The following is an 18,304-nucleotide window of genomic DNA, read 5'->3' as shown; positions in this document are numbered from 1 at the left end:
ATGTAAAATGAAATTCGTGACATCGGAGCAAATGAGGGAAGTGGACCGATATACGATAGAAGAGCTGGGCATCCCCGCGATGTCGCTTATGGAAAATGCGGGACGAGCGATTGCCGAGGAAGTGCTGCGGTTTTGCCGTTCCCGCAGTTCTGAGACAGGGAACAGATCTCCGGGATTGTTAGAACTGGTATCGAATCCGCAATCGGATGGAATGTCCGCCGAACATTGGATTATTCTCGTCGGCAAGGGAAATAACGGGGGCGACGGTCTGATCTGCGCCCGCCATTTGGCGGATGCGGGCATGGCGGTGAGCCTGGTTTACGCGGAGTCGCCGGACCTGTTGCGCGGCGAGGCGGCGGCCCAGTACGAGATCGCGAAGGCGCTCGGGCTGCCGGGAATGGTGTACGACCCCGAAACCGGGGGGATCCCCGGACTGCGGGGAAGCGATGAGGCACGGGGCCGGCAGGCGACCGGCCTCGTTGACGCGCTGCTCGGCACCGGGACGAAGGGGGCGCCGCGCGGGGTTTACGCTTCCCTCATCCGGGAAGCGAACGCAAGCGGTCTGCCGATTGTTGCGGCAGACATCCCCAGCGGTTTGGACGCCGATACGGGCGCTCTTCACGACCCCTGCATCCAGGCTCGGATTACGGTCAGTCTCGCCTTCCTGAAGGCGGGGCTGACGCAGTATCCGGGAGCCGGAGCGGCAGGGGAAGTGGTCGTGCGCTATATCGGCATTCCCCGCGCTTTGCCGCCAGGAATGGCGGCGGCGGGCGCGGTGTTGACGGAGGAGACGCTGCGGGCGGAGCTCGGCGTCGACCCTGGCCGGCCGCGTGAAGCGGACGGGCACAAGGGCACTTACGGGCACGTGCTGCTCGCCGCAGGCAGCTTGCCCATGAGCGGCGCCGGCCTGTTGGCCGCCAAAGCCGCGCTTCGCGCGGGCTGCGGGCTGGCCACGTGGGCGCTGCCGGCAGCGCTGCTGCCGCGGATGCTCGGAGCGGTGCCCGAGCTGATGCTGACGCCGGCCGAGGACGGCGGGGCCGGCGCATGGAATGAAGCCGCAGCGGACGAAGTGCTGCGGCTGCTGGAGGCGCGCGATGTGCTCGCCGTCGGCCCGGGGCTGGGCCGGTTCCCGGGCGAGGCGGCATTTATGCGCGCCTTGTGGGAGGGCGCTTCGCGTCCCTTGATCGTGGACGCGGACGCCCTGAACATCCTCGCCGCGGCCGGAGGCCTTGCGGCGTGGCCGCGCCGGGATGCGCCGACCGTGCTTACGCCGCATCCCGGCGAAATGGCCCGCTTGACCGGCCTGCAGACGGCCGAGGTCCAGCGGGACCGGGTCGGCGTCGCCCGCGAGTTCGCCGCCAAACACGAGGTGACGCTCGTCCTGAAGGGCTCGCGCACCGTGATCGCGGCCCCGGACGGCCGCGTCTTCGTGAACGTCACCGGCCATCCCGGCATGGCGACGGGCGGCTCCGGCGACGTCCTGACCGGTCTGATCGCCGGGCTGCTGGCCCAGGACTTGGACGCGGTCCAGGCGGCCGCGCTCGGCGTGTATCTGCACGGCCTGGCAGGGGAACAGGCCGCCGCCCGCCGCGCCAACCCCGCCTCTCTGCTGGCCGGTGACATCATCGAGGCGCTGTAATTATCCGGGTAAAAGGAACCAAGTTGATCTAAGAGTTGCATAGCAAAATAAAGAACCCGGACTACACGTCCGGGTTCTTTATTGAATTCATAACACATTGAGGATGCAGCTTTCCAACATTAAGGCGGATTAAATCGCATAAGTTGCAGTTAGGGAAGGTAATAGTAATATGTTGTGCGCCACCGGGTTGCGGAGCTTGCAGTGATGTCTAAGCACGTCGTAGAAGTGAGCAGAATTAACGTAAGAATGAGTGTAATTATCGTGAGAGCGGGCAGATACCGTAAGAGCGGGCAGATACCGTAAGAGCGAGCAGAATCCCGCAAGAAACCGGCAGAAGCCCACACCCGCCTATCGTGGATTGGAAAATTTCCAACGAAAAGACCATCATAGTTACTTTAAGAGCCAGGTGGTTGGATAAAATCCAATGAAGAGACGGTTTTTGAGCGAAAGGAGTCCATTTGGCGGGAAATGATTGGATATTATCCAATGAGGAGGCTCATTTTTAACCCATGGTATTAAATGGTTGGATTTATTCCAATGAGGGGATCTCGTTGCCCCTCGGGCCAGCATCTAGGCTATCCATAACCCGCCCCCTCAAACCTACCTGCCCCGACTACGTCGTGACCATAGCACCGCCGTTTACGTGCACCACTTCGCCGGTGGCGAAGGAAGAGTCGCTGCTTGCGAGATAGACGTAGGCGGGAGCAAGCTCGAACGGCTGGCCTGCGCGTTTGATCGGGGCGTCCGTGCCGAAAACGGCCACTTCCTCCGCAGAGAAGCTGGACGGGATCAGCGGAGTCCAGATGGAGCCCGGAGCGACGGCATTGACGCGGATGCCGCAGTCGATCAGCGAGAGCGCAAGCGAACGCGTGAAGGAGACGATCGCTCCTTTGGTCGACGAGTAGTCGATCAGCGTTTTGTGGCCTTGGTATGCGGTGATGGAGGCGGTGTTAATGATCGAGCTGCCGCATTTCAGATGAGGAAGCGCCGCCTGGACCATATAGAAAAAAGGAAAGATGTTCGTTTGGAAAGTTTGATATAACTGGGCTTCTGAAATATCGGCGATGCTTTTTTGCGGATACTGGACGCCATGGTTGTTTACGAGGACATCAAGCTGCCCGAAGCAGCGGATGGTTTCCTGAACGACAAACTCGCAGTTGCATTTGTGGCGGAGATCTATTTTGATCGGCAGGCAGCGCTGCCCCAGTTCCTCGATCCGCCGTTTGGTGTCCATCGCGTCCGTGGTTTCCCACAAATACGGAATGACGAGGTCAGCGCCCTCCTTGGCAAAAGCAATCGCCGCCGCCCGGCCGATGCCGCTGTCACCTCCGGTAATAATCGCCACCTTGCCTTTTAGTTTGCCGCTGCCGCGGTACTCCGGATTTTCGGAAATCGGTCTGGGGTTCATCAGGCTCTCAAGACCGGGCTGTACCGGCTGATGCTGCGGCGGAAAGGCGATGGGCTGCTCGCGGCATACCGTTTCCTTACCGACATAAGGGTATACGGGAATCATATGATTTTTCAAGCTCCTCCCTGGACAATGTCCACTGGCTATCGTTATGAATCATTCTATGCGTTCGCCCAGAGAAAGGTGACCGCAGCGGTCACCAAGCAGCTTGTATCCCCGTTATGCCTCGATTGACTTTTTGTAAAAATATTGATAGCATCATTTTAAAGTATACTGATTTAATCGGAATTGAATTTGAGATAAGGGAGTGTTACCCGCATGGCAAAAGTAACGATCATCAACGGAACGCCGACGCCGGGATCCCGGCTGACCGCGATAGTTTCCCTAGCGGAGGATCTGCTCGCCAAGGAAGGTTTTGAAGTGCAGCATGTGAATGTAGGCGAGCTGCCTCCCGAGGATCTGATACATACGAAATTTGAGAGTGAAGACATCGTCAAAGCCAATGCACTGGTTGCCGAAGCGGACGCTGTAATTGTAGCCAGCCCGGTATACAAGGCTTCCTACACGGGCGTGCTCAAAACCTTTTTGGATCTGATCCCGCAAAAAGGATTGGCCGGAAAAATCATCCTGCCGTTATTTATCGGAGGAAGTCTTGCGCATCTACTGTCGATTGACTATTCATTGAAGCCGGTGTTGGCAGCGCTTGGCGCACGCCATATTCTAGGAGGGGTATATACGGTCGATTCTCAGGTAGCCCGGACAGAGCAAGGCGGATTCGATATCGCGGAAGAGTTGAAAGGGAGACTGGAAGAGAACATCAAGGAACTGGCCGAGGAAACTCGCCGGCGGATCGCTTCCGCGGATTTGGCCAAATAAATAAGCTGACCATGACGCTAGGCTAGGCGGGCTGTTCGGGATTATGCGTCCTGAATAGCCTGCCTTTTTATTACGCCGTTTCCTGAAACGGCAACAAGATCTGGCTGTGGCACGGATTATTGTACAGACGGTTGGAATGAAGCGATGCGGGTAGTACAATGAAGAAAGCTGAAAGTTAAATTAAAGGGGGATTCACGAGAGATATGCAAAAATTAGTGTTCTTTGTAGGAGTGGCCGGGACCGGCAAAACCACGGTGGCCCGTAAATTGGCGGAACGCATGCAAGCTGCCTTTCTGGACCGGGATACGGTCGGCGGACGCTTTGTGGAGAAGATTCTGGAAATGAACGGCCTGGATGTCAACGACCGCGACTCCGATTTTTATAAGAAGCATCTGCGGGATCTGGAATACGACACCACGAAGGATATTTGCATCGAGAACCTGGCGGCCGGCCAAAACGTGTTTATGATTTCGCCCTTTACAGCGGAATTAAAAAACAAGGCATGGATCGAAGAAGTGCTGGCAGCGGCCGGAAAATCCAAACAGGATGTCGACGTTAAGGTAGTGGTGGTCGCCCTGAAGGATATGGAGACGCAAAAAGAGCGCATCATCGACAGACAAACCGAGCGTGACACCTGGAAATTGGAGCATTGGGATGACTTCAAGCACCGCGTCCAGTTCGTACCGGAAATCAACTGGGATATCCCCGAATCTTCTGTGTACGTGTTCGACAATAGCGGTGAGCTGACGGAAGAAAAGGCGGAGAACGTGTATCGGTTCGTTGCCGGGGAATAGGAAGGAACCGGGCAATCAGTCAGCAATCCTTGGCCAGAGGATAATCTCGGTGAAATGACGGCGAATTGAGCCTGAATTGAAATTCAACCGCTGGAGCATGGCTCCAGCGGTTTTTTTGCATGGAACGCAAGCAGCAGCGATCGCCCCATGCGCTAGCCCTAGTCCATTAAACAAGCAATAGCGCCTCCAAATCAATGACTTCAATGTCGCGTTGCCCGGTCTGACGAATCCAGCCGGCAGCTTCAAAGTCAGCCAGCTTGCGGCTGATCGTTTCCGGCGTGGTACCGAGGTGGGAGGCGAGATCCTTGCGGCGCATCGGCAGCTTGATGCGGGCGTTCTTCCACGCTTCCACCTGGCCGGCGAGATACATGGCAATCCGGGTTTCTACGGTTTCCATGGCGATTCGTGCCGCCTGTTCTTCGCTGGTTGCCAGACGCGAGGAGAACTCGGCCAGCATCTTTAGTGCAATCTGCGGGTATTTCAGCAAAAAGGTCTGTAAGCTTTCCCGACTTATCATGCATATTTCCAATGGCTCCAGGGCTTCGGCGTAGGCGTCATGCACCGATTCGTTGAACAGCGCCAATTCCCCGCTGAATTCCCCGGGTCCAAGTATTCGAACGAGCTGTTCCTTTCCTCCGCTTGATTCGCGAAAGATCCTCATACTTCCTTTATGCACGATATAAATGCCTTCGGAAGGCTCCCCGGGGCGGTAGATCATTTGGCCGCGGGGATGGGATACCGATCGGGCGGTCGAGACGATTTCCTTCAATTCGGCAGCCTCCAAATGATTGAAGATAGGAACGATCGAAACGCAATAGCTGTTCTTGTCATGGTCTTTATGATTGCAGCTGCTTATTTCCTCTGACATGGTTTTCATCAACGCCTTTCTTTGCTAATGATTTCGCATTAAATCGTCCGAGCCGGACGGCATTCAGGATGACGAGTAGGACGCTTAATTCATGAATGAACATACCGGAAGCAAGGAATACTTGCCCGGTCAGCACGCCGAATAATAGGAGAGCAACGGTTCCGACCGCGAAAAAGGTGTTTTGTTTCATGTTCCGTACCGTGGTCTTGGCAAGCGAGTAGGCGTGGGCAAATTGATCCAGGCGATCGGCCATCAGCACGACATCCGCGGTTTCCATGGCAATGTCGGTCCCGCCTTCGCCCATAGCCAAACCGATGTCGGCCGTCGCGATCGCGGGAGCATCATTGATTCCATCTCCGGCCATGGCAACCCGGTATCCTTGTTCCTTTAGCTTGCCGATGAAGTCGGCTTTTCCATCGGGCAGCATCCCGGCGTGCACTTCATCTATCCCCAGCTTGCGGCCGACAAGCTCCGCCGTATGGCGATTATCGCCAGTAAGCATAATGAACCTGTTCACACCGGCTTCACGCAGCTTTCGTATCGCTTGCCCGGCTTCCGGCCGGATTTCATCGGCAATCGCGAGCAGACCTTCCAGTTTTCCATCAACCGCCACGAACACTACGGTGTTTCCGAGTTTTTCGAGGCGGGATGCATCCTCCTCCGCTGAGGTGCTCACGGCAATCCCTTCCGATTCCATCAGGCTGCGGTTTCCGACAGCAACCGATATTCCGCCGGTAGCCACCCGGATTCCGCTGCCTTTTATGATTTCTGCCTGATCCGGTTTGCCGGAAAGCGGCAGATTTCTTCGCGCCGCCTCTTTGACGATGGTAAGCCCCAGATGATGCTCCGAGACCGTCTCCGCCTCAGCGGCCAGGCGTAACAATTCATTGCTATCCATGTTGAATGAAGAGATTTCCCTCAAGGCAGGCCGGCCGAGCGTAAGCGTCCCCGTCTTGTCAAAGACGACGGTATCCACACGGGAAAGGTTCTCCATAACTTCCCCGCCCTTGATTAATACTCCATGCCTTGCCCCGTTTCCTATTCCCGACACGATGGATACCGGTGCTCCGATAACCAGGGCGCCCGGACAGGCAATGACCAGAAAAGTGATCGCCATGTCCAGCTTTCCGGTCACCAGAAATACGAGAATGGATAATAACACGGCGGAAGGGGTGTAAATCCGGGCAAAGCGGTCCAGGAATTTCTGGGTTTTCGATTTCGACTCCTGGGCTTCCTCGACCAATTCGATCATCCGGGCAAAGACCGTGTCTTCTCCGACTTTTTTCGCCAGAACCTCAACGTATCCATTATCTATCATTGTACCGCTAAAAAGGGAGTCGCCTATCGTCTTATTGACTGGGACGGCTTCACCGGTTAGAGGAGATTCATTCACGGCAGCACGGCCCTTCATTACGGTTCCGTCTACTGCAACACGCTCCCCGGAGCGGATCACCACGTGATCTCCTTCGGCCAATTCCTCAACCGGCACCCGTGTCTCCACCCCTTTGCGAAGAATGATGGCTTCGAGCGGGGACATGTCGATCAAGGATTTTAGGGAAGAGCGGGTCTTCTCCAGTGTTCGGGATTCCAGAAAGGCTCCAAACAAAAATAGAAAGGTGACCGCTGCCGACTCCACATATTCTCCGAGATACAGAGCTCCGATCACAGCGATCGTGACGAGCAGTTCAATGCTGAACGCTTTTCCGAGAATCGCCCTGTATGCCTTGAATGCAATAGGAGCTCCTGCGACAGCCGTGGCAATCAGCAGCGAGATTTGCTGCCCTTCAGGCCAGCCGGCCCCATGCAGTAATGCGGCACTCAAGAGCAATAACCCGGAAATCAGGGTAAGGAAAGATGTCTGTCTGGCATTCATGTCGCCACCTCGCTTCAGGATGATTTTTCCGAGATCACAGGATAGCCAAGCCGGGTAATGATTTGTTTCAGAGCTTCAGGCTGAACGATGGCTTCATCAAATTGAATTCGCACTTTGCCGGAATGGAACAAGACCTTGGCATCCTCCACACCGGATGTATGATTCAACGCGGTCTCAATCTTCTTAATACATGAAGGACAGGACAACGGTTCAAGGCCAAATACGAGCTTCTTCATTTTTAGTTCCTCCTTGTTTGATGGATGGTTGATGTTTCTGGTTAAAGTATAGAGCGCGATTCTTCCTATTACCTTGACGCCGCTCAAGTTTAAATTCGAAAGTCATCTCCTTTATGTAAAGGCATACAAATCGCAGTCTATCTGTTCTATAATAAAATAATGTGGTTTACCAAACGTTTACAGGGCAGTCATGGCTTTGCCATTGATGAACAAGCGGCTCGGATCGCGGATTTGGGGCGAAGGGGACCGTGCTTGCGCAACAGGAGGGATACTCATGGCTTTTATTTTTTCATTTCTAAAAAAGTACCGGGTTGCCGCCATGTCAGCGTTCTGTATGATGCTGATCGAGCTCGCGGTGGAACTGACTCAACCGCTGCTCATTTCCAAAATCATCGACGACGGCATCAGCAAGCATCAGCTTTCGGTAGTGTGGCTGTGGGGAGGCGTACTGCTGGTCAGTGCGGCGGTAGCATTTGCGGCCGGAATTTCCAGTTCGTTTTTTGCTTCCCATGCAAGTCAGGGGTTCGGCTACGACCTGCGGGACAAGCTGTATGAAAAAGTGGAGAAATTCTCGTATCCCGTGTTTAGCAGGTTTGCGTCCTCCTCGTTGATTACGCGATTGACGGGGGATGTAACCCAGCTTCAGGATATGGTGTTTATGAGTCTGCGGTTTGCAACGCGCGTGCCGCTGGTTCTGCTCGGCAGCATGATTATGGGTATGATCGTGAACGTGAAGCTGGGACTGATGCTGACGGTGTTGGTTCCGCTCTTGTTGGCTTTTGTGTTCTGGATGATCAAGCGGACATCGGTCTGGTTCCGAAAGGTTCAACAACGGCTGGACAGCGTGAACGGAGTCGTTCAAGAGAATCTGGTCGGCATGCGGCTGATCCGGGTGTTTGTGCGCCGGGATCATGAGAATGCCCGTTTCGAGCGGCAGAGCAAGGAATTGATGGACGGGACGGTGTCGGCACTCCGGTTAGCGGAAACGACAATGCCGTTTGCGTTGTTCATTATGAATGCGGGCATTTTGGCCATCTTGTGGTTCGGACGGATCGACATCGCCTCCGGAGGAGCAACGGTTGGTGCGGTGGTGGCGGTAGCCAACTATTCTTTGCGGATCATCCACGCCTTATCGGCGTTGTCCTGGATCATGACTTCCTACTCCCGGGCCGCGGCTTCGGGTCAGCGGGTTAGTGAGGTGCTGAACACAGAGGATCGCAATACGGATACGGAACAAAGCGGACTGGATGTGCGCCGTAATGAGGGATCCGTAACGGGCAAGGTCGAATTTAACAAAGTCGGTTTCCGGTATCCGGGCAGCGAATTAGCCGTTCTGGAGGATATTAGCTTCACGGTTCAGCCGGGGCAACGGGTAGCGATTTTGGGATCGACCGGGTCCGGGAAATCTTCGCTCGTTCAGTTGATTCTCCGTTTACAGGAGCCGACGGATGGAGCCGTGTATATGGACGGCAGGAATATCCGTGAGATGGACAGCACTCTGCTGCTGGAATCGATCGGCTATGTGCCGCAGGAAGTCATCCTGTTCTCGGGTACGGTACGGGAAAATATCGCCTGGGGACGGGAGGATGCAACGCTGGCGGAAATTCAGGAAGCGGCGCGGCAAGCGCAGATTCACGATACGATCGAGTCGCTGCCGCACGGCTACGAAACGATGCTGGGTCAGCGCGGCGTCAATCTGTCGGGAGGCCAGAAGCAGCGGCTCTCGATCGCCCGGGCTCTTGTCCGGAGGCCGTCGATCCTGATCCTGGATGACAGCACGAGCGCGCTGGATACGCGGACCGAGGCCGCGCTGCTTAAAGAGCTGGACACTCTGTCCTGCACGACGTTCTTGATTACGCAGAAGATCCGGGGGGCCGCTTCCGCGGATCTGATTCTGCTGCTCGACGACGGGCGCCTTATCGGCAGCGGCAAGCATGAGAGACTCCTGGCGGATTCCCCGTTATACCGGCGGATTGTGGAGTCGCAGCAAGAGGAGGGGGATAAACATGTTCAAGGCATTCGTTGAGCCGTTCCGGCATGAGTTTCCCGAGTCGTTGATCAAGCAGGGAGGAAGCGCGGGACGGAAGCCAAAGGCGAAAGCCAAGAACTGGTCCGGCACGCTGGGCCGGCTCTGGCATTATCTAGCGCGGCGAAAAGGCAAGCTTATGCTGGTGCTGCTGATGGTTGTGTTCAGCTCGGGACTATCGCTGCTGGGTCCTTATCTGCTGGGCGTAGCCGTCGACAATTATCTCGAAGGAAGTGGCGGACGGCCTTGGGCGCTATTTTTGACCGGGCTCGGGCTTGTTTATGCGGGCTCCTCGCTGATCGGCTGGCTGCAAAATATATGGATGATCGAAGTCGCTCAAGAGACGGTGTACCGCATGCGAAGCGAACTGTTTGCCAAGCTTCATCGCCTGCCGATTCCTTATTACGGCAAAAGGCAGCAGGGCGAAATCATGAGCCGGGTTACCAATGACATCGAGAATGTCAGCTCGACGCTGAACAGCTCGGCGATCCAGATCTTTTCCAGTGTCCTGACGCTGGTGGGAACGGTAACCGTGATGCTGCTGCTTAGCCCGCTGTTAACTCTGCTGACTTTTCTTATCGTGCCTTTGATGGCGATTGGCATGCGCTGGATTACCCGGCGGACGGGGCCGTTGTACAAACAGCGGCAGCGCGATCTTGGCAACTTGAACGGCTATATCGAAGAGACGCTGTCCGGGCAGCGGATTATCAAGGCATTTTCTCAGGAGGAGCGAGTGATCCGGGAATTCCGGGAGCGAAACAAGGCGATCCGCCAGTCCGGTTTCTGGGCGCAAACGATCTCGGGCTTCATCCCGAAGCTGATGAATGCGCTCAACAACCTCAGCTTTGCTCTCGTCGCCGGGGTTGGCGGCATTCTGGCCATCCGGGGAACGGTGACGGTCGGGGTTATTATCGTATTCGTCGAGTACGCCAGACAATTTACGCGGCCGCTCAATGATCTCGCGAACCAGTGGAACACGCTGCTCTCGGCAATGGCCGGGGCGGAACGCGTGTTTGAAGTGCTGGACGAGGAAGAGGAATCCCGGGATGAGCGGGAGGCGGCGACTTTGAAAGAGGTTAAGGGAGCCGTATCCTTCAAGGGAGTTACCTTTTCATATGGAAAAGAAGATGAAGGGGAAGCGGACACGCTGGAGGGGATCAGCTTCACGGCCGAGCCCGGGGACATGATTGCCCTTGTCGGGCCGACCGGGGCGGGGAAAACAACGCTCATCCAGCTTCTGTCTAGGTTCTATGATCCGGACAAAGGGACGATTACGCTGGATGGCCGCGATATTACCGGGATTACCCGGGATAGTCTGCGCAGCCATATGGCGTTTGTACTGCAGGATTCATTCCTGTTCCAAGGGACGATCCGGGAAAATATCCGCTTCGGCAGACTGTCCGCGAGTGATGCCGAAGTGGAGGAGGCGGCCAAGCTGGCGAATGCCCACTCCTTTATCGTCCGCTTGGAGGGCGGTTACGATAAAATGCTTGGCGTGGGCGGGGAAGGGATCAGCCAGGGCCAGAAGCAACTGCTGGCGATAGCGCGGGCGATTTTGGCCGATCCCTCTATTCTTGTTCTGGATGAAGCGACGAGCAGCATCGATACCGTAACGGAGATTAAAATTCAGGACGGGCTGCAGCGCCTGATGCAAGGCCGAACCAGCTTCGTCATCGCCCATCGGCTGGGCACGGTCCGCCAGGCCGATAAAATTCTGGTGCTCAAGGAAGGCCGGCTGATCGAGCAAGGGACCCATGAATCGCTGCTACGGCAAGGAGGCTTTTACAGCCAATTGCATAATGGTCAAATCGAAGACCCTGAAGCTGAAGCGGAACCTGGGAACGGAGGGTAAGCGCAATGGACTTGTTCGAAAAACAGGCTTATTTACGAAGCATGGTTTTGCAGCGGGAAGAGGTTCCCTCATTTGCAAGTTATCCGTTTGAGCTGCCTGCCGTCGCTTCGATGGATCGGCTCGATTTCCATCCCAAGGTAACATATATTGTCGGCGAAAATGGGATGGGCAAATCGACGCTGCTGGAGGCGGTCGCCGTGGCCCTCGGGTTTAATCCGGAGGGAGGTACGCTGAACTTCACCTTTTCCACGGCGGCTACGCATTCGGAGCTTTACCGTTATCTCCGGCCGATCCGGGGGCTCCAGAAGCCCAGGGACGGATTCTTCTTTCGGGCGGAGAGCTACTATAATCTGGCTACGGAGATCGATGAACTGGATCGGCAGCCCAGCTTCGGGCCGCCGATCATCAACTCCTACGGCGGGAAATCCTTGCATATGATGTCGCACGGGGAATCTTTTTTTGCCACATTCATGAACCGTTTCGGCGGAAAAGGGTTGTACATTCTGGACGAACCGGAGGCGGCGCTATCCCCGTTCCGGCAAATGGCGATGCTGGCGCGCATTCATGAACTGGTGGGTCAACATTCCCAATTCATCATATCGACGCACTCCCCCATTTTGATGGCTTACCCGGACAGCGTGATTTACCAACTGTCGCCCGAGGGGGTCCGCACGGTAAATTTGGAGGAGACAGATCATTTCATAATCATGAAAGAATTCATGAACCACCGCGACAAAATGCTGCGAGAGCTGTTGGAATAGTAAGGCAAGAAGAGCAAGAAGAGCAAGAATAACGGGAGGGCGGGTAAAATGAACCGAAAATCATCACGGAAAAAGGGAATACCGGTGTTGGTAGTTGTGGCGATTCTGCTCCTCTCGTTGTTGGTCATTCTAAACGGATGCGGCAAACGCGAGCCGGAGCCGGAGCTGACGACCCAAGAGCTTCATGAATTATATCCTGGCGATATCGACAACGTTGACTATATCGAAATTCGTGACGGTTCAACCGGAGAGCTGGTGAGAATCAAAGATCAAGCAGTGATCAGAGATTGGGTAAGCGAAGTACGTCACTTTGAGTTTATCCCTGATCCTAATCAGGAGGACCGAGTGGGTTACTTGTATGCGGTCACTTTATACGAGCATGAGGAAGCGAAGCTGTCATTTACTCCAAGCAGCACGAACGGTCATTATTACATACACAATGAGGAGTTAAAGCTGAAAATCAAAGAACTTTTCGAAAGCATGGGGGGATGAGATCATGATGATTTTAAAGTTACAGGTGATTCAATACGGTAACTGCCCGGTGCAGCTGCAATTTTGCTGATAACCGAATGTACCGGGCTGAAGATTGGCGTTATCAGGCGGCTGCACCTGCTCTATCTTTTGCAAACAAAAAAAGAAGAGGGGTACCGGTCTATGAATGAAAAGAAATTGAAAGCTTATTGGAAATCGGAAGAGGCGAAGGGCTTCGAGGGTTGGGATTTTTCCCATTTGAACGGCCGCATGGCGGAGGAGCCATTGCCTTGGGACTATAAAGAAACTGTATCAAAATACATGAGTGAACATACCGTTATGCTCGATATGGGCACCGGTGGCGGTGAATTTCTGTTATCCCTGTCGTCACCGTCCGGCAGGACGTATGCGACGGAAGCTTACCTCCCCAACTATGAGCTGTGTTGTGCCAAGCTGCCCTCTTACGGCATAGAGGTTAGACTGGTGGAGGATGATGCGGATTTGCCGTTGGAGAGCGGTATGTTTGACCTCGTAATCAATCGGCATGAGGCGTTCAACGTAGAGGAAGTTTACCGGATTTTGAAGCCGGGTGGAATATTTATAACCCAGCAAGTAGGCGGAATGAACAATCGCGAGCTGTCGCAGTTGTTGCTGGGCGGGGATGTGATGATCACCGATGCGGAATTCGATTTGGATCATAGTGTTCGAGAGTTGAAACAAGCCGGTTTTACGGTGTTGGAACAACGGGAGGCTTTTCCTGAGGTGCGGTTTTTGGATATCGGTGCATTGGTGTACTTTGCCAAAATCATCGAATGGGAGTTCCCCGGATTTTCGGTGGACCGTTGTTACGGACAGCTCTGCAAGCTGCAGAAAAGTTTGAATCAAAATGGATATGTAGCTAGCCGGGAGCATCGCTTTTTTATTTTAGCGCGTAAATGATTGATGAGATGAAATTATATCTACTTTATATCTAGGAGGAAAATGCATGCCATACTTCACGATCTTTGCATCGCGAAACGATACCAGGGATATCGATGCACTTATTCATGAGACTTTTAGCGGCGTGTTCAAGGTGGGAGGATCATCGCCTGAATGGGTCATTCAACCGAAAGGCTGGTTTAACAAAAACAAAATCACGATCCGGGTAGCCTCCGAGGATAGCGATCCGGATTATTTTGAGAACAATATCCCGGGGATGATGGGATTCTATCAACGCATTCCGTTCGAGGACGAAGACCTGCAATACCGGGTTTTGACGCAGATTTCCGTCATCAATACGATGCTGGCGATCGAGACCGAGAAGGAATACGGCCAGGACTATCTGAAATTATTTGCTGATCTGGCCGGAAAATTGAATGGCATCGGTTTTCTTCCGGACGGCATGCTGTTGGACGGGGAGGGTAAGGTGATCGTAACGGGTGACGGCAAATCCGGTCCTTCCGATTTCAGACCCTTTGCCTGCACGAGAAAGATCCGGGGAGAAGACAAATCCTCTGCGGAGGGCGGGGAAAGAAAACAGAGAAGTATCGAGTACCTGAAGGAGCACGGAGTTCCGTATCTGGAAACTTTACCGGAGCTTCCTCCTCTGGAGGAGCTTGCCGTGAAGTCGCGGGAGCAAATCGCCCGAAGAGCCGTTGCCCTGCTGATCGTCATACAATATGCCTGCGATGTGAATCAGGATGAGGACTTGAGTGAATCGAAGGCGTTCGTGAAGAATATGCTGGACAAATTCGGAGTTACTGAAGAGCTGACTGAATTTGAACGGGATCTGCTGGAGCAATCGGAGCCGGATCGGCAGGATGCCATCAATCTGGTCTGGCAATATGAAGCCTACTGGGGCTTGTTATGGGGGCTTGGCCTGTTGGAAGAGCTGGATTTCCCGGATGAAACTTGTGATTGCGATTATGCGATTAATGTGGTGTCCAGCTGCGATTCTTTCGACGAGTTTTTGAATAAAACGTCTATCCGGCGCCCGGAGGAAATGTTGGATGAAGCGGATAAAATCTACCGTCTCCACTGGGCCTGCGTCAACGCGCGGATTAAGGGCGAAGAAGCCCCGGCCGGCTTGATCGAAAGCGTCGTGCTTGAGCGCCGCCGGGCCTTATTCTGGATGATCGGCCACCGGGATGAAGCCTGGAATGACATCAGCATGAATACGTAGAAGAAGAACACTGTAAATATGATGTGACGCTTGGAAAACCTCCAGTTAATTCAGGGATTAGAGGACTTATGTGCCTAAAATCGTTTGAATAGCTGGAGGTTTTTTAGCTTATTTCGGAAAGATGCAGGAAAGTGGCAAGCTCAGCGATCATCACCGCCCAACGTTTACAACGTTTGTCCGCTATCCACGGTGATGATTTGGCCGGTCATCGCCTCTTGCTCCAGGGCAGCGCATACCATGCGGGCGATATCCTCGGGCTCAGCGATGCGCTGAAGAAGCAGATTCGGGGCAAGCTGACGCATTTGTTCCTCTTTGCCCTCCCACCATCGGGTGGCCACCGCACCGGGCACGATGCAGTTGACCGTGATATCCGGGGCCAATGCCCGGGCCAGCGATTTGGTCAAGCCGTGAACTGCGGCTTTGGAAACGGCATAGGGAAGCGAGGAGCCTGATCCCGTTTGGCCTGCTATGCTCCCAAGGTTGACGATGGCTCCGGCCTTGTTTTTCTTCATCCAGGGAGACACCGCACGTGCACAGAAAAACATCCCTTTTACATTCACCGCGTACAGTTCGTCCCATACGGCTTCATTGGCCGCTTCCAGATCGTCCAGCGGGATATGCTTCGTAATTCCGGCGTTATTCACCAGCAAATCGATCGAGCCGAATTGTGCGGCCAATTGATCTGCCATCTTCCGGACTTCCGCCTCGCTCGCAACATTAGCCTGGATGGCGACAGCGCGGCCTCCCAGGCTAGTAATTTCCTGAACCGTGGCTTCCGCCTCGTCCTTTGAGCGGGAATAATTGATCCCTACGATCGCACCTCGTTCTGCTAACGCCAAACTAATCGCCCGGCCGATGCCCGTTCCGCCCCCGGTGACGAGCGCTATTTTATTGTTCAGGTTCATGGTTAAGCCTCCCCGTGATTGATGTGATACAACGTATTTTATCTCCGCTTCAGTTATTTGTATAATTGAATTAAATGATTGGAAAGTTCAAAAATATTGAATTGGAAATTCGGTGAGCAAACCATGGATATGAAAAATCTGAAGACATTTCACTTGATCGTAAAATACGGAAGCTTTATACGGGCCGCCGAAGAAATGAATTATGCGCAATCTACGGTAACGATGCAGATGCAGAGGCTTGAATCCGAACTGGGCGTGGAACTGCTCGAACGAGGCAAAACCATCGTGCTAACGGAGGCGGGGCGACTGTTTTACGAGCAGAGCCTGCAAATCAAGAACAGGCTGGAGCAATTGCAAAGTAATCTGGCGGATATTCAGTCAGGAGAAGCGGGGCATGTCCGCCTCGGCGTAACAGAGCCGACGGCCAGCTACCGTTTGCCCAGATTGTTAGGCCGATTCCAAGCCATGTATCCGAAAATTAAGCTGTCCGTTGATATTGGCAGCAGTCTGAATATGAGCGAGCAGATTCGTAAAGGGGAATTGGAATTCGCCCTTTGTTCGGCCCCGGATCTGACAACCGGTCTATATTTCGAGCCGCTGTTTCACGAAAAGTTCGTTGTCCTTCTGCCCGAGAACCATGTTCTGACCAACCGGTCAACCTTGGCTCCGGCCGATTTTCAGGGTCATCGCTTGCTTATCACATCGGCCACTTGCCCGTACCGCAGAAAGCTGGAGATGGTGCTTAAGGAAGCGGGAGCTACTCCGCTGGATACGATGGAAATCGGCGGTATGACGGCGCTTCAACATTATGTTGAAGCCGGTCTCGGCATCGCGCTCGTCCCGGAAATCGGGCTAAATCCGATACCTGCCGGAACCGTGACGCGACCCTTGAATGTGCCGATCGATATGAGCCTCGGCCTATTAAGCAGGGGGCCGGAAGCACCTTTGACCCTGGCGGTCGCCAAGGTCTATTCATTTTTGCAACAGGAGTTAGGCAGATCTGGGCACCGCTGATAGGGAGAGAGCACAGTACACAATTTTGATCCGTGTGACCAAGCACTGCGCGCCGGGATCACGATGCCATTGGTTTCGGACAACATGGCGCATTAACGGACAGGTAGAAATGTTTATTCCCCGGTACACTGGGTTTGAAAGGAGATGAGGCGAATGGAAACGCTGAGGTTGTTACGCGACGCCATCGATTATATCGAGGCGCATTTGCAAACGGAAATCGTGATCGACGATGTGGCTAAGGCGGCGTTGTCTTCGAAGTTTCATTTTCAGCGCATGTTTCATGCCCTGACGGGCTTTACCGTAACCGAGTACATCCGGAACCGGCGGCTGACGCTGGCTGCGGAGGAGTTGGCCGGAGGTTACTGTAAGGTGATCGATACCGCGTTGAAGTATGGTTATGACAGCCCGGAGGCGTTTACCAAGGCATTTATCCGGCTGCATGGCGTATCGCCTTCCACGGCCCGAAAGAAAGACGTGAAGCTGAAGTCGTTTCCGCCGCTCTCTTTTCAAATTCAAATTAGAGGGGTAACGGAAATGAACTATCGTATTGTGGAGGAAAAGGGTTATACCGTCATCGGCAAGGAGGTTATCGTCCAAAGCGATCCTAATGACGAGGTGCCGAGGTTTGTGGAGCAAATCTGGAAGGACGGCACGCATGACGCGATCAATGAGGCTGCCGGCAGGGAAGCGGGTTCGCTGCTTTTTGGCTACCATTATGATTTCGCCGAGGACGGAAGCAAACGTTATATGATGGGCTGTGAGTTGCCCGGTGATCGCGAAGCTCCTTCCGATCTGACTGTATTGGAGCTTCCGCCGCAGCAAACGTATGTTGTATTTGAGGGTTACGAGGCGATTACCGAAGATATCGAAATCGGAACAGGAATTCAGGAAGTATGGCGTCGCATTTATGCCGAATGGTTCCCTTCAGCTAATTTTGAGCAGGTAGAAGGACCGTGCATCGAAAAATATTATTGGCTGGACAAACGGCAAGTGGATTCCAAGAGCGAGGTCTGGATCCCGGTCAGAAGAAAAGGATAACTCTTCATGGAGCATGAAAAGCTGTCGTAACGTCGTAACGGACACCAGCGCCGTTATCTAGGCGAAAATACGCCATTTCCAAATGTAACGGACACCATGGACCTTATCCAGCCGGAAACGATATGAATGGCTGGTTTCTATACCGGATAAGAGCCGCTGTGACCGTTAAAATCCGAAATGGCCGAAAATGAGGCGAATAACGGCTCCTATGTCCGTTAGCCATCATGGATAGATGAAAAAGAGACCTTGCCGATGTAAACTGGTACCCTTGTCAAGGACACTTAAAAAAGAGAAGGCTTAGGCAACAGACAATAGATGATTCCTGTACTGAACAGGGGTCATCTTTTTTAATCCCCATTGATACCTGTGATGGTTGTAATAT

The 18,304-nt window shown here is 53.9% G+C and carries 17 protein-coding genes; 11 read left to right on the top strand and 6 right to left on the bottom strand.

Annotation, left to right across the window (positions count from 1 at the left end; all coding sequences use genetic code 11):
• Positions 1–7 precede the first annotated feature (7 nt).
• On the top strand, positions 8–1,639 hold the full coding sequence (locus tag KB559_RS12170; RefSeq protein ID WP_211022212.1) for an NAD(P)H-hydrate dehydratase: 1,632 nt from the start codon (positions 8–10) through the stop codon (positions 1,637–1,639).
• A gap of 613 nt (positions 1,640–2,252) precedes the next feature.
• Here KB559_RS12170 and KB559_RS12165 read toward each other — a convergent pair.
• On the bottom strand, positions 2,253–3,152 hold the full coding sequence (locus KB559_RS12165) for an SDR family oxidoreductase (RefSeq protein WP_211022211.1): 900 nt from the start codon (positions 3,150–3,152) through the stop codon (positions 2,253–2,255).
• A 213-nt stretch (positions 3,153–3,365) separates the two neighbouring features.
• Between KB559_RS12165 and ssuE the strand changes: the two genes are divergently transcribed.
• Positions 3,366–3,923 carry an NADPH-dependent FMN reductase gene (ssuE, locus tag KB559_RS12160; protein WP_211022210.1) on the top strand — a complete coding sequence of 186 codons (558 nt, stop codon included), beginning with the start codon at positions 3,366–3,368 and terminating at the stop codon, positions 3,921–3,923.
• 203 nt (positions 3,924–4,126) lie between these two features.
• Complete coding sequence (locus KB559_RS12155) at positions 4,127–4,717, top strand: P-loop nucleotide/nucleoside kinase family protein (RefSeq protein ID WP_211022209.1); 591 nt, start codon at positions 4,127–4,129, stop codon at positions 4,715–4,717.
• A gap of 166 nt (positions 4,718–4,883) precedes the next feature.
• Here the strand turns inward: KB559_RS12155 and KB559_RS12150 are convergent, their stop codons facing one another.
• The 3 genes from KB559_RS12150 to KB559_RS12140 are packed head-to-tail and all read right to left on the bottom strand — an operon-like array spanning position 4,884 to position 7,694.
• Positions 4,884–5,585: a Crp/Fnr family transcriptional regulator gene (locus KB559_RS12150; protein ID WP_211022208.1), complete on the bottom strand. Its 702-nt coding sequence runs from the start codon at positions 5,583–5,585 to the stop codon at positions 4,884–4,886.
• Complete coding sequence (locus KB559_RS12145; RefSeq protein ID WP_211022207.1) at positions 5,554–7,458, bottom strand: heavy metal translocating P-type ATPase; 1,905 nt, start codon at positions 7,456–7,458, stop codon at positions 5,554–5,556. The genes KB559_RS12150 and KB559_RS12145 overlap by 32 nt, the downstream gene beginning before the upstream one ends.
• A gap of 14 nt (positions 7,459–7,472) precedes the next feature.
• Positions 7,473–7,694 (bottom strand): heavy-metal-associated domain-containing protein, encoded by a 222-nt coding sequence (locus KB559_RS12140; RefSeq protein ID WP_211022206.1) that lies wholly within the window; start codon positions 7,692–7,694, stop codon positions 7,473–7,475.
• Between the two features lie 274 nt (positions 7,695–7,968).
• On the opposite strand from KB559_RS12140, the gene KB559_RS12135 reads away from it, so the two are divergent.
• The 6 genes from KB559_RS12135 to KB559_RS12110 all read left to right on the top strand — a co-directional run bounded on the left by KB559_RS12135 (position 7,969) and on the right by KB559_RS12110 (position 14,965).
• A complete protein-coding gene (locus KB559_RS12135; RefSeq protein WP_211022205.1) occupies positions 7,969–9,720 on the top strand; it encodes an ABC transporter ATP-binding protein in 1,752 nt (583 codons plus the stop codon).
• The gene (locus KB559_RS12130; RefSeq protein ID WP_211022204.1) at positions 9,701–11,572 is read left to right on the top strand and encodes an ABC transporter ATP-binding protein; all 1,872 of its coding nucleotides are present in this window, start codon (positions 9,701–9,703) and stop codon (positions 11,570–11,572) included. Before KB559_RS12135 ends, KB559_RS12130 begins: the two co-directional genes overlap by 20 nt.
• A 5-nt stretch (positions 11,573–11,577) precedes the next feature.
• A complete protein-coding gene (locus KB559_RS12125) occupies positions 11,578–12,333 on the top strand; it encodes an AAA family ATPase (RefSeq protein ID WP_211022203.1) in 756 nt (251 codons plus the stop codon).
• Between the two features lie 48 nt (positions 12,334–12,381).
• On the top strand, positions 12,382–12,825 hold the full coding sequence (locus KB559_RS12120; protein WP_211022202.1) for a hypothetical protein: 444 nt from the start codon (positions 12,382–12,384) through the stop codon (positions 12,823–12,825).
• A gap of 162 nt (positions 12,826–12,987) precedes the next feature.
• The gene (locus KB559_RS12115) at positions 12,988–13,743 is read left to right on the top strand and encodes a class I SAM-dependent methyltransferase (RefSeq protein WP_211022201.1); all 756 of its coding nucleotides are present in this window, start codon (positions 12,988–12,990) and stop codon (positions 13,741–13,743) included.
• A gap of 46 nt (positions 13,744–13,789) precedes the next feature.
• Positions 13,790–14,965: a DUF4272 domain-containing protein gene (locus KB559_RS12110; RefSeq protein WP_211022200.1), complete on the top strand. Its 1,176-nt coding sequence runs from the start codon at positions 13,790–13,792 to the stop codon at positions 14,963–14,965.
• A gap of 164 nt (positions 14,966–15,129) precedes the next feature.
• Here the strand turns inward: KB559_RS12110 and KB559_RS12105 are convergent, their stop codons facing one another.
• The gene (locus tag KB559_RS12105; RefSeq protein ID WP_211022199.1) at positions 15,130–15,870 is read right to left on the bottom strand and encodes an SDR family NAD(P)-dependent oxidoreductase; all 741 of its coding nucleotides are present in this window, start codon (positions 15,868–15,870) and stop codon (positions 15,130–15,132) included.
• Between the two features lie 123 nt (positions 15,871–15,993).
• On the opposite strand from KB559_RS12105, the gene KB559_RS12100 reads away from it, so the two are divergent.
• Positions 15,994–16,884: a LysR family transcriptional regulator gene (locus KB559_RS12100; protein WP_211022198.1), complete on the top strand. Its 891-nt coding sequence runs from the start codon at positions 15,994–15,996 to the stop codon at positions 16,882–16,884.
• Positions 16,885–17,037: 153 nt separating this feature from the next.
• Positions 17,038–17,922, top strand: coding sequence for an AraC family transcriptional regulator (locus tag KB559_RS12095; protein ID WP_211022197.1), 885 nt, complete (start codon positions 17,038–17,040; stop codon positions 17,920–17,922).
• Positions 17,923–18,219: 297 nt separating this feature from the next.
• Here the strand turns inward: KB559_RS12095 and KB559_RS12090 are convergent.
• A partial coding sequence (locus KB559_RS12090; protein ID WP_211020181.1) for an IS3 family transposase occupies positions 18,220–18,304 on the bottom strand: 85 nt, incomplete at its 5' end.

The sequence above is a fragment of the Paenibacillus sp. Marseille-P2973 genome (assembly GCF_018101095.1).
In the GTDB taxonomy this organism is placed as follows: Bacteria; Bacillota; Bacilli; order Paenibacillales; family Paenibacillaceae; genus Fontibacillus; species Fontibacillus vini.
The sequence above is the reverse complement of the archived record's forward strand: the minus strand, read 5'-3'. Positions and strand labels throughout refer to the sequence as shown.

Coding starts and splice junctions, on each gene's coding strand:
- KB559_RS12170 (WP_211022212.1), top strand. CDS start 8: ATGAAATTCGTGACATCGGAGCAAATGAGGGAAGTGGACCGATATACG.
- KB559_RS12165 (WP_211022211.1), bottom strand. CDS start 3,152: ATGATTCCCGTATACCCTTATGTCGGTAAGGAAACGGTATGCCGCGAG.
- ssuE (WP_211022210.1), top strand. CDS start 3,366: ATGGCAAAAGTAACGATCATCAACGGAACGCCGACGCCGGGATCCCGG.
- KB559_RS12155 (WP_211022209.1), top strand. CDS start 4,127: ATGCAAAAATTAGTGTTCTTTGTAGGAGTGGCCGGGACCGGCAAAACC.
- KB559_RS12150 (WP_211022208.1), bottom strand. CDS start 5,585: ATGTCAGAGGAAATAAGCAGCTGCAATCATAAAGACCATGACAAGAAC.
- KB559_RS12145 (WP_211022207.1), bottom strand. CDS start 7,458: ATGAATGCCAGACAGACATCTTTCCTTACCCTGATTTCCGGGTTATTG.
- KB559_RS12140 (WP_211022206.1), bottom strand. CDS start 7,694: ATGAAGAAGCTCGTATTTGGCCTTGAACCGTTGTCCTGTCCTTCATGT.
- KB559_RS12135 (WP_211022205.1), top strand. CDS start 7,969: ATGGCTTTTATTTTTTCATTTCTAAAAAAGTACCGGGTTGCCGCCATG.
- KB559_RS12130 (WP_211022204.1), top strand. CDS start 9,701: ATGTTCAAGGCATTCGTTGAGCCGTTCCGGCATGAGTTTCCCGAGTCG.
- KB559_RS12125 (WP_211022203.1), top strand. CDS start 11,578: ATGGACTTGTTCGAAAAACAGGCTTATTTACGAAGCATGGTTTTGCAG.
- KB559_RS12120 (WP_211022202.1), top strand. CDS start 12,382: ATGAACCGAAAATCATCACGGAAAAAGGGAATACCGGTGTTGGTAGTT.
- KB559_RS12115 (WP_211022201.1), top strand. CDS start 12,988: ATGAATGAAAAGAAATTGAAAGCTTATTGGAAATCGGAAGAGGCGAAG.
- KB559_RS12110 (WP_211022200.1), top strand. CDS start 13,790: ATGCCATACTTCACGATCTTTGCATCGCGAAACGATACCAGGGATATC.
- KB559_RS12105 (WP_211022199.1), bottom strand. CDS start 15,870: ATGAACCTGAACAATAAAATAGCGCTCGTCACCGGGGGCGGAACGGGC.
- KB559_RS12100 (WP_211022198.1), top strand. CDS start 15,994: ATGGATATGAAAAATCTGAAGACATTTCACTTGATCGTAAAATACGGA.
- KB559_RS12095 (WP_211022197.1), top strand. CDS start 17,038: ATGGAAACGCTGAGGTTGTTACGCGACGCCATCGATTATATCGAGGCG.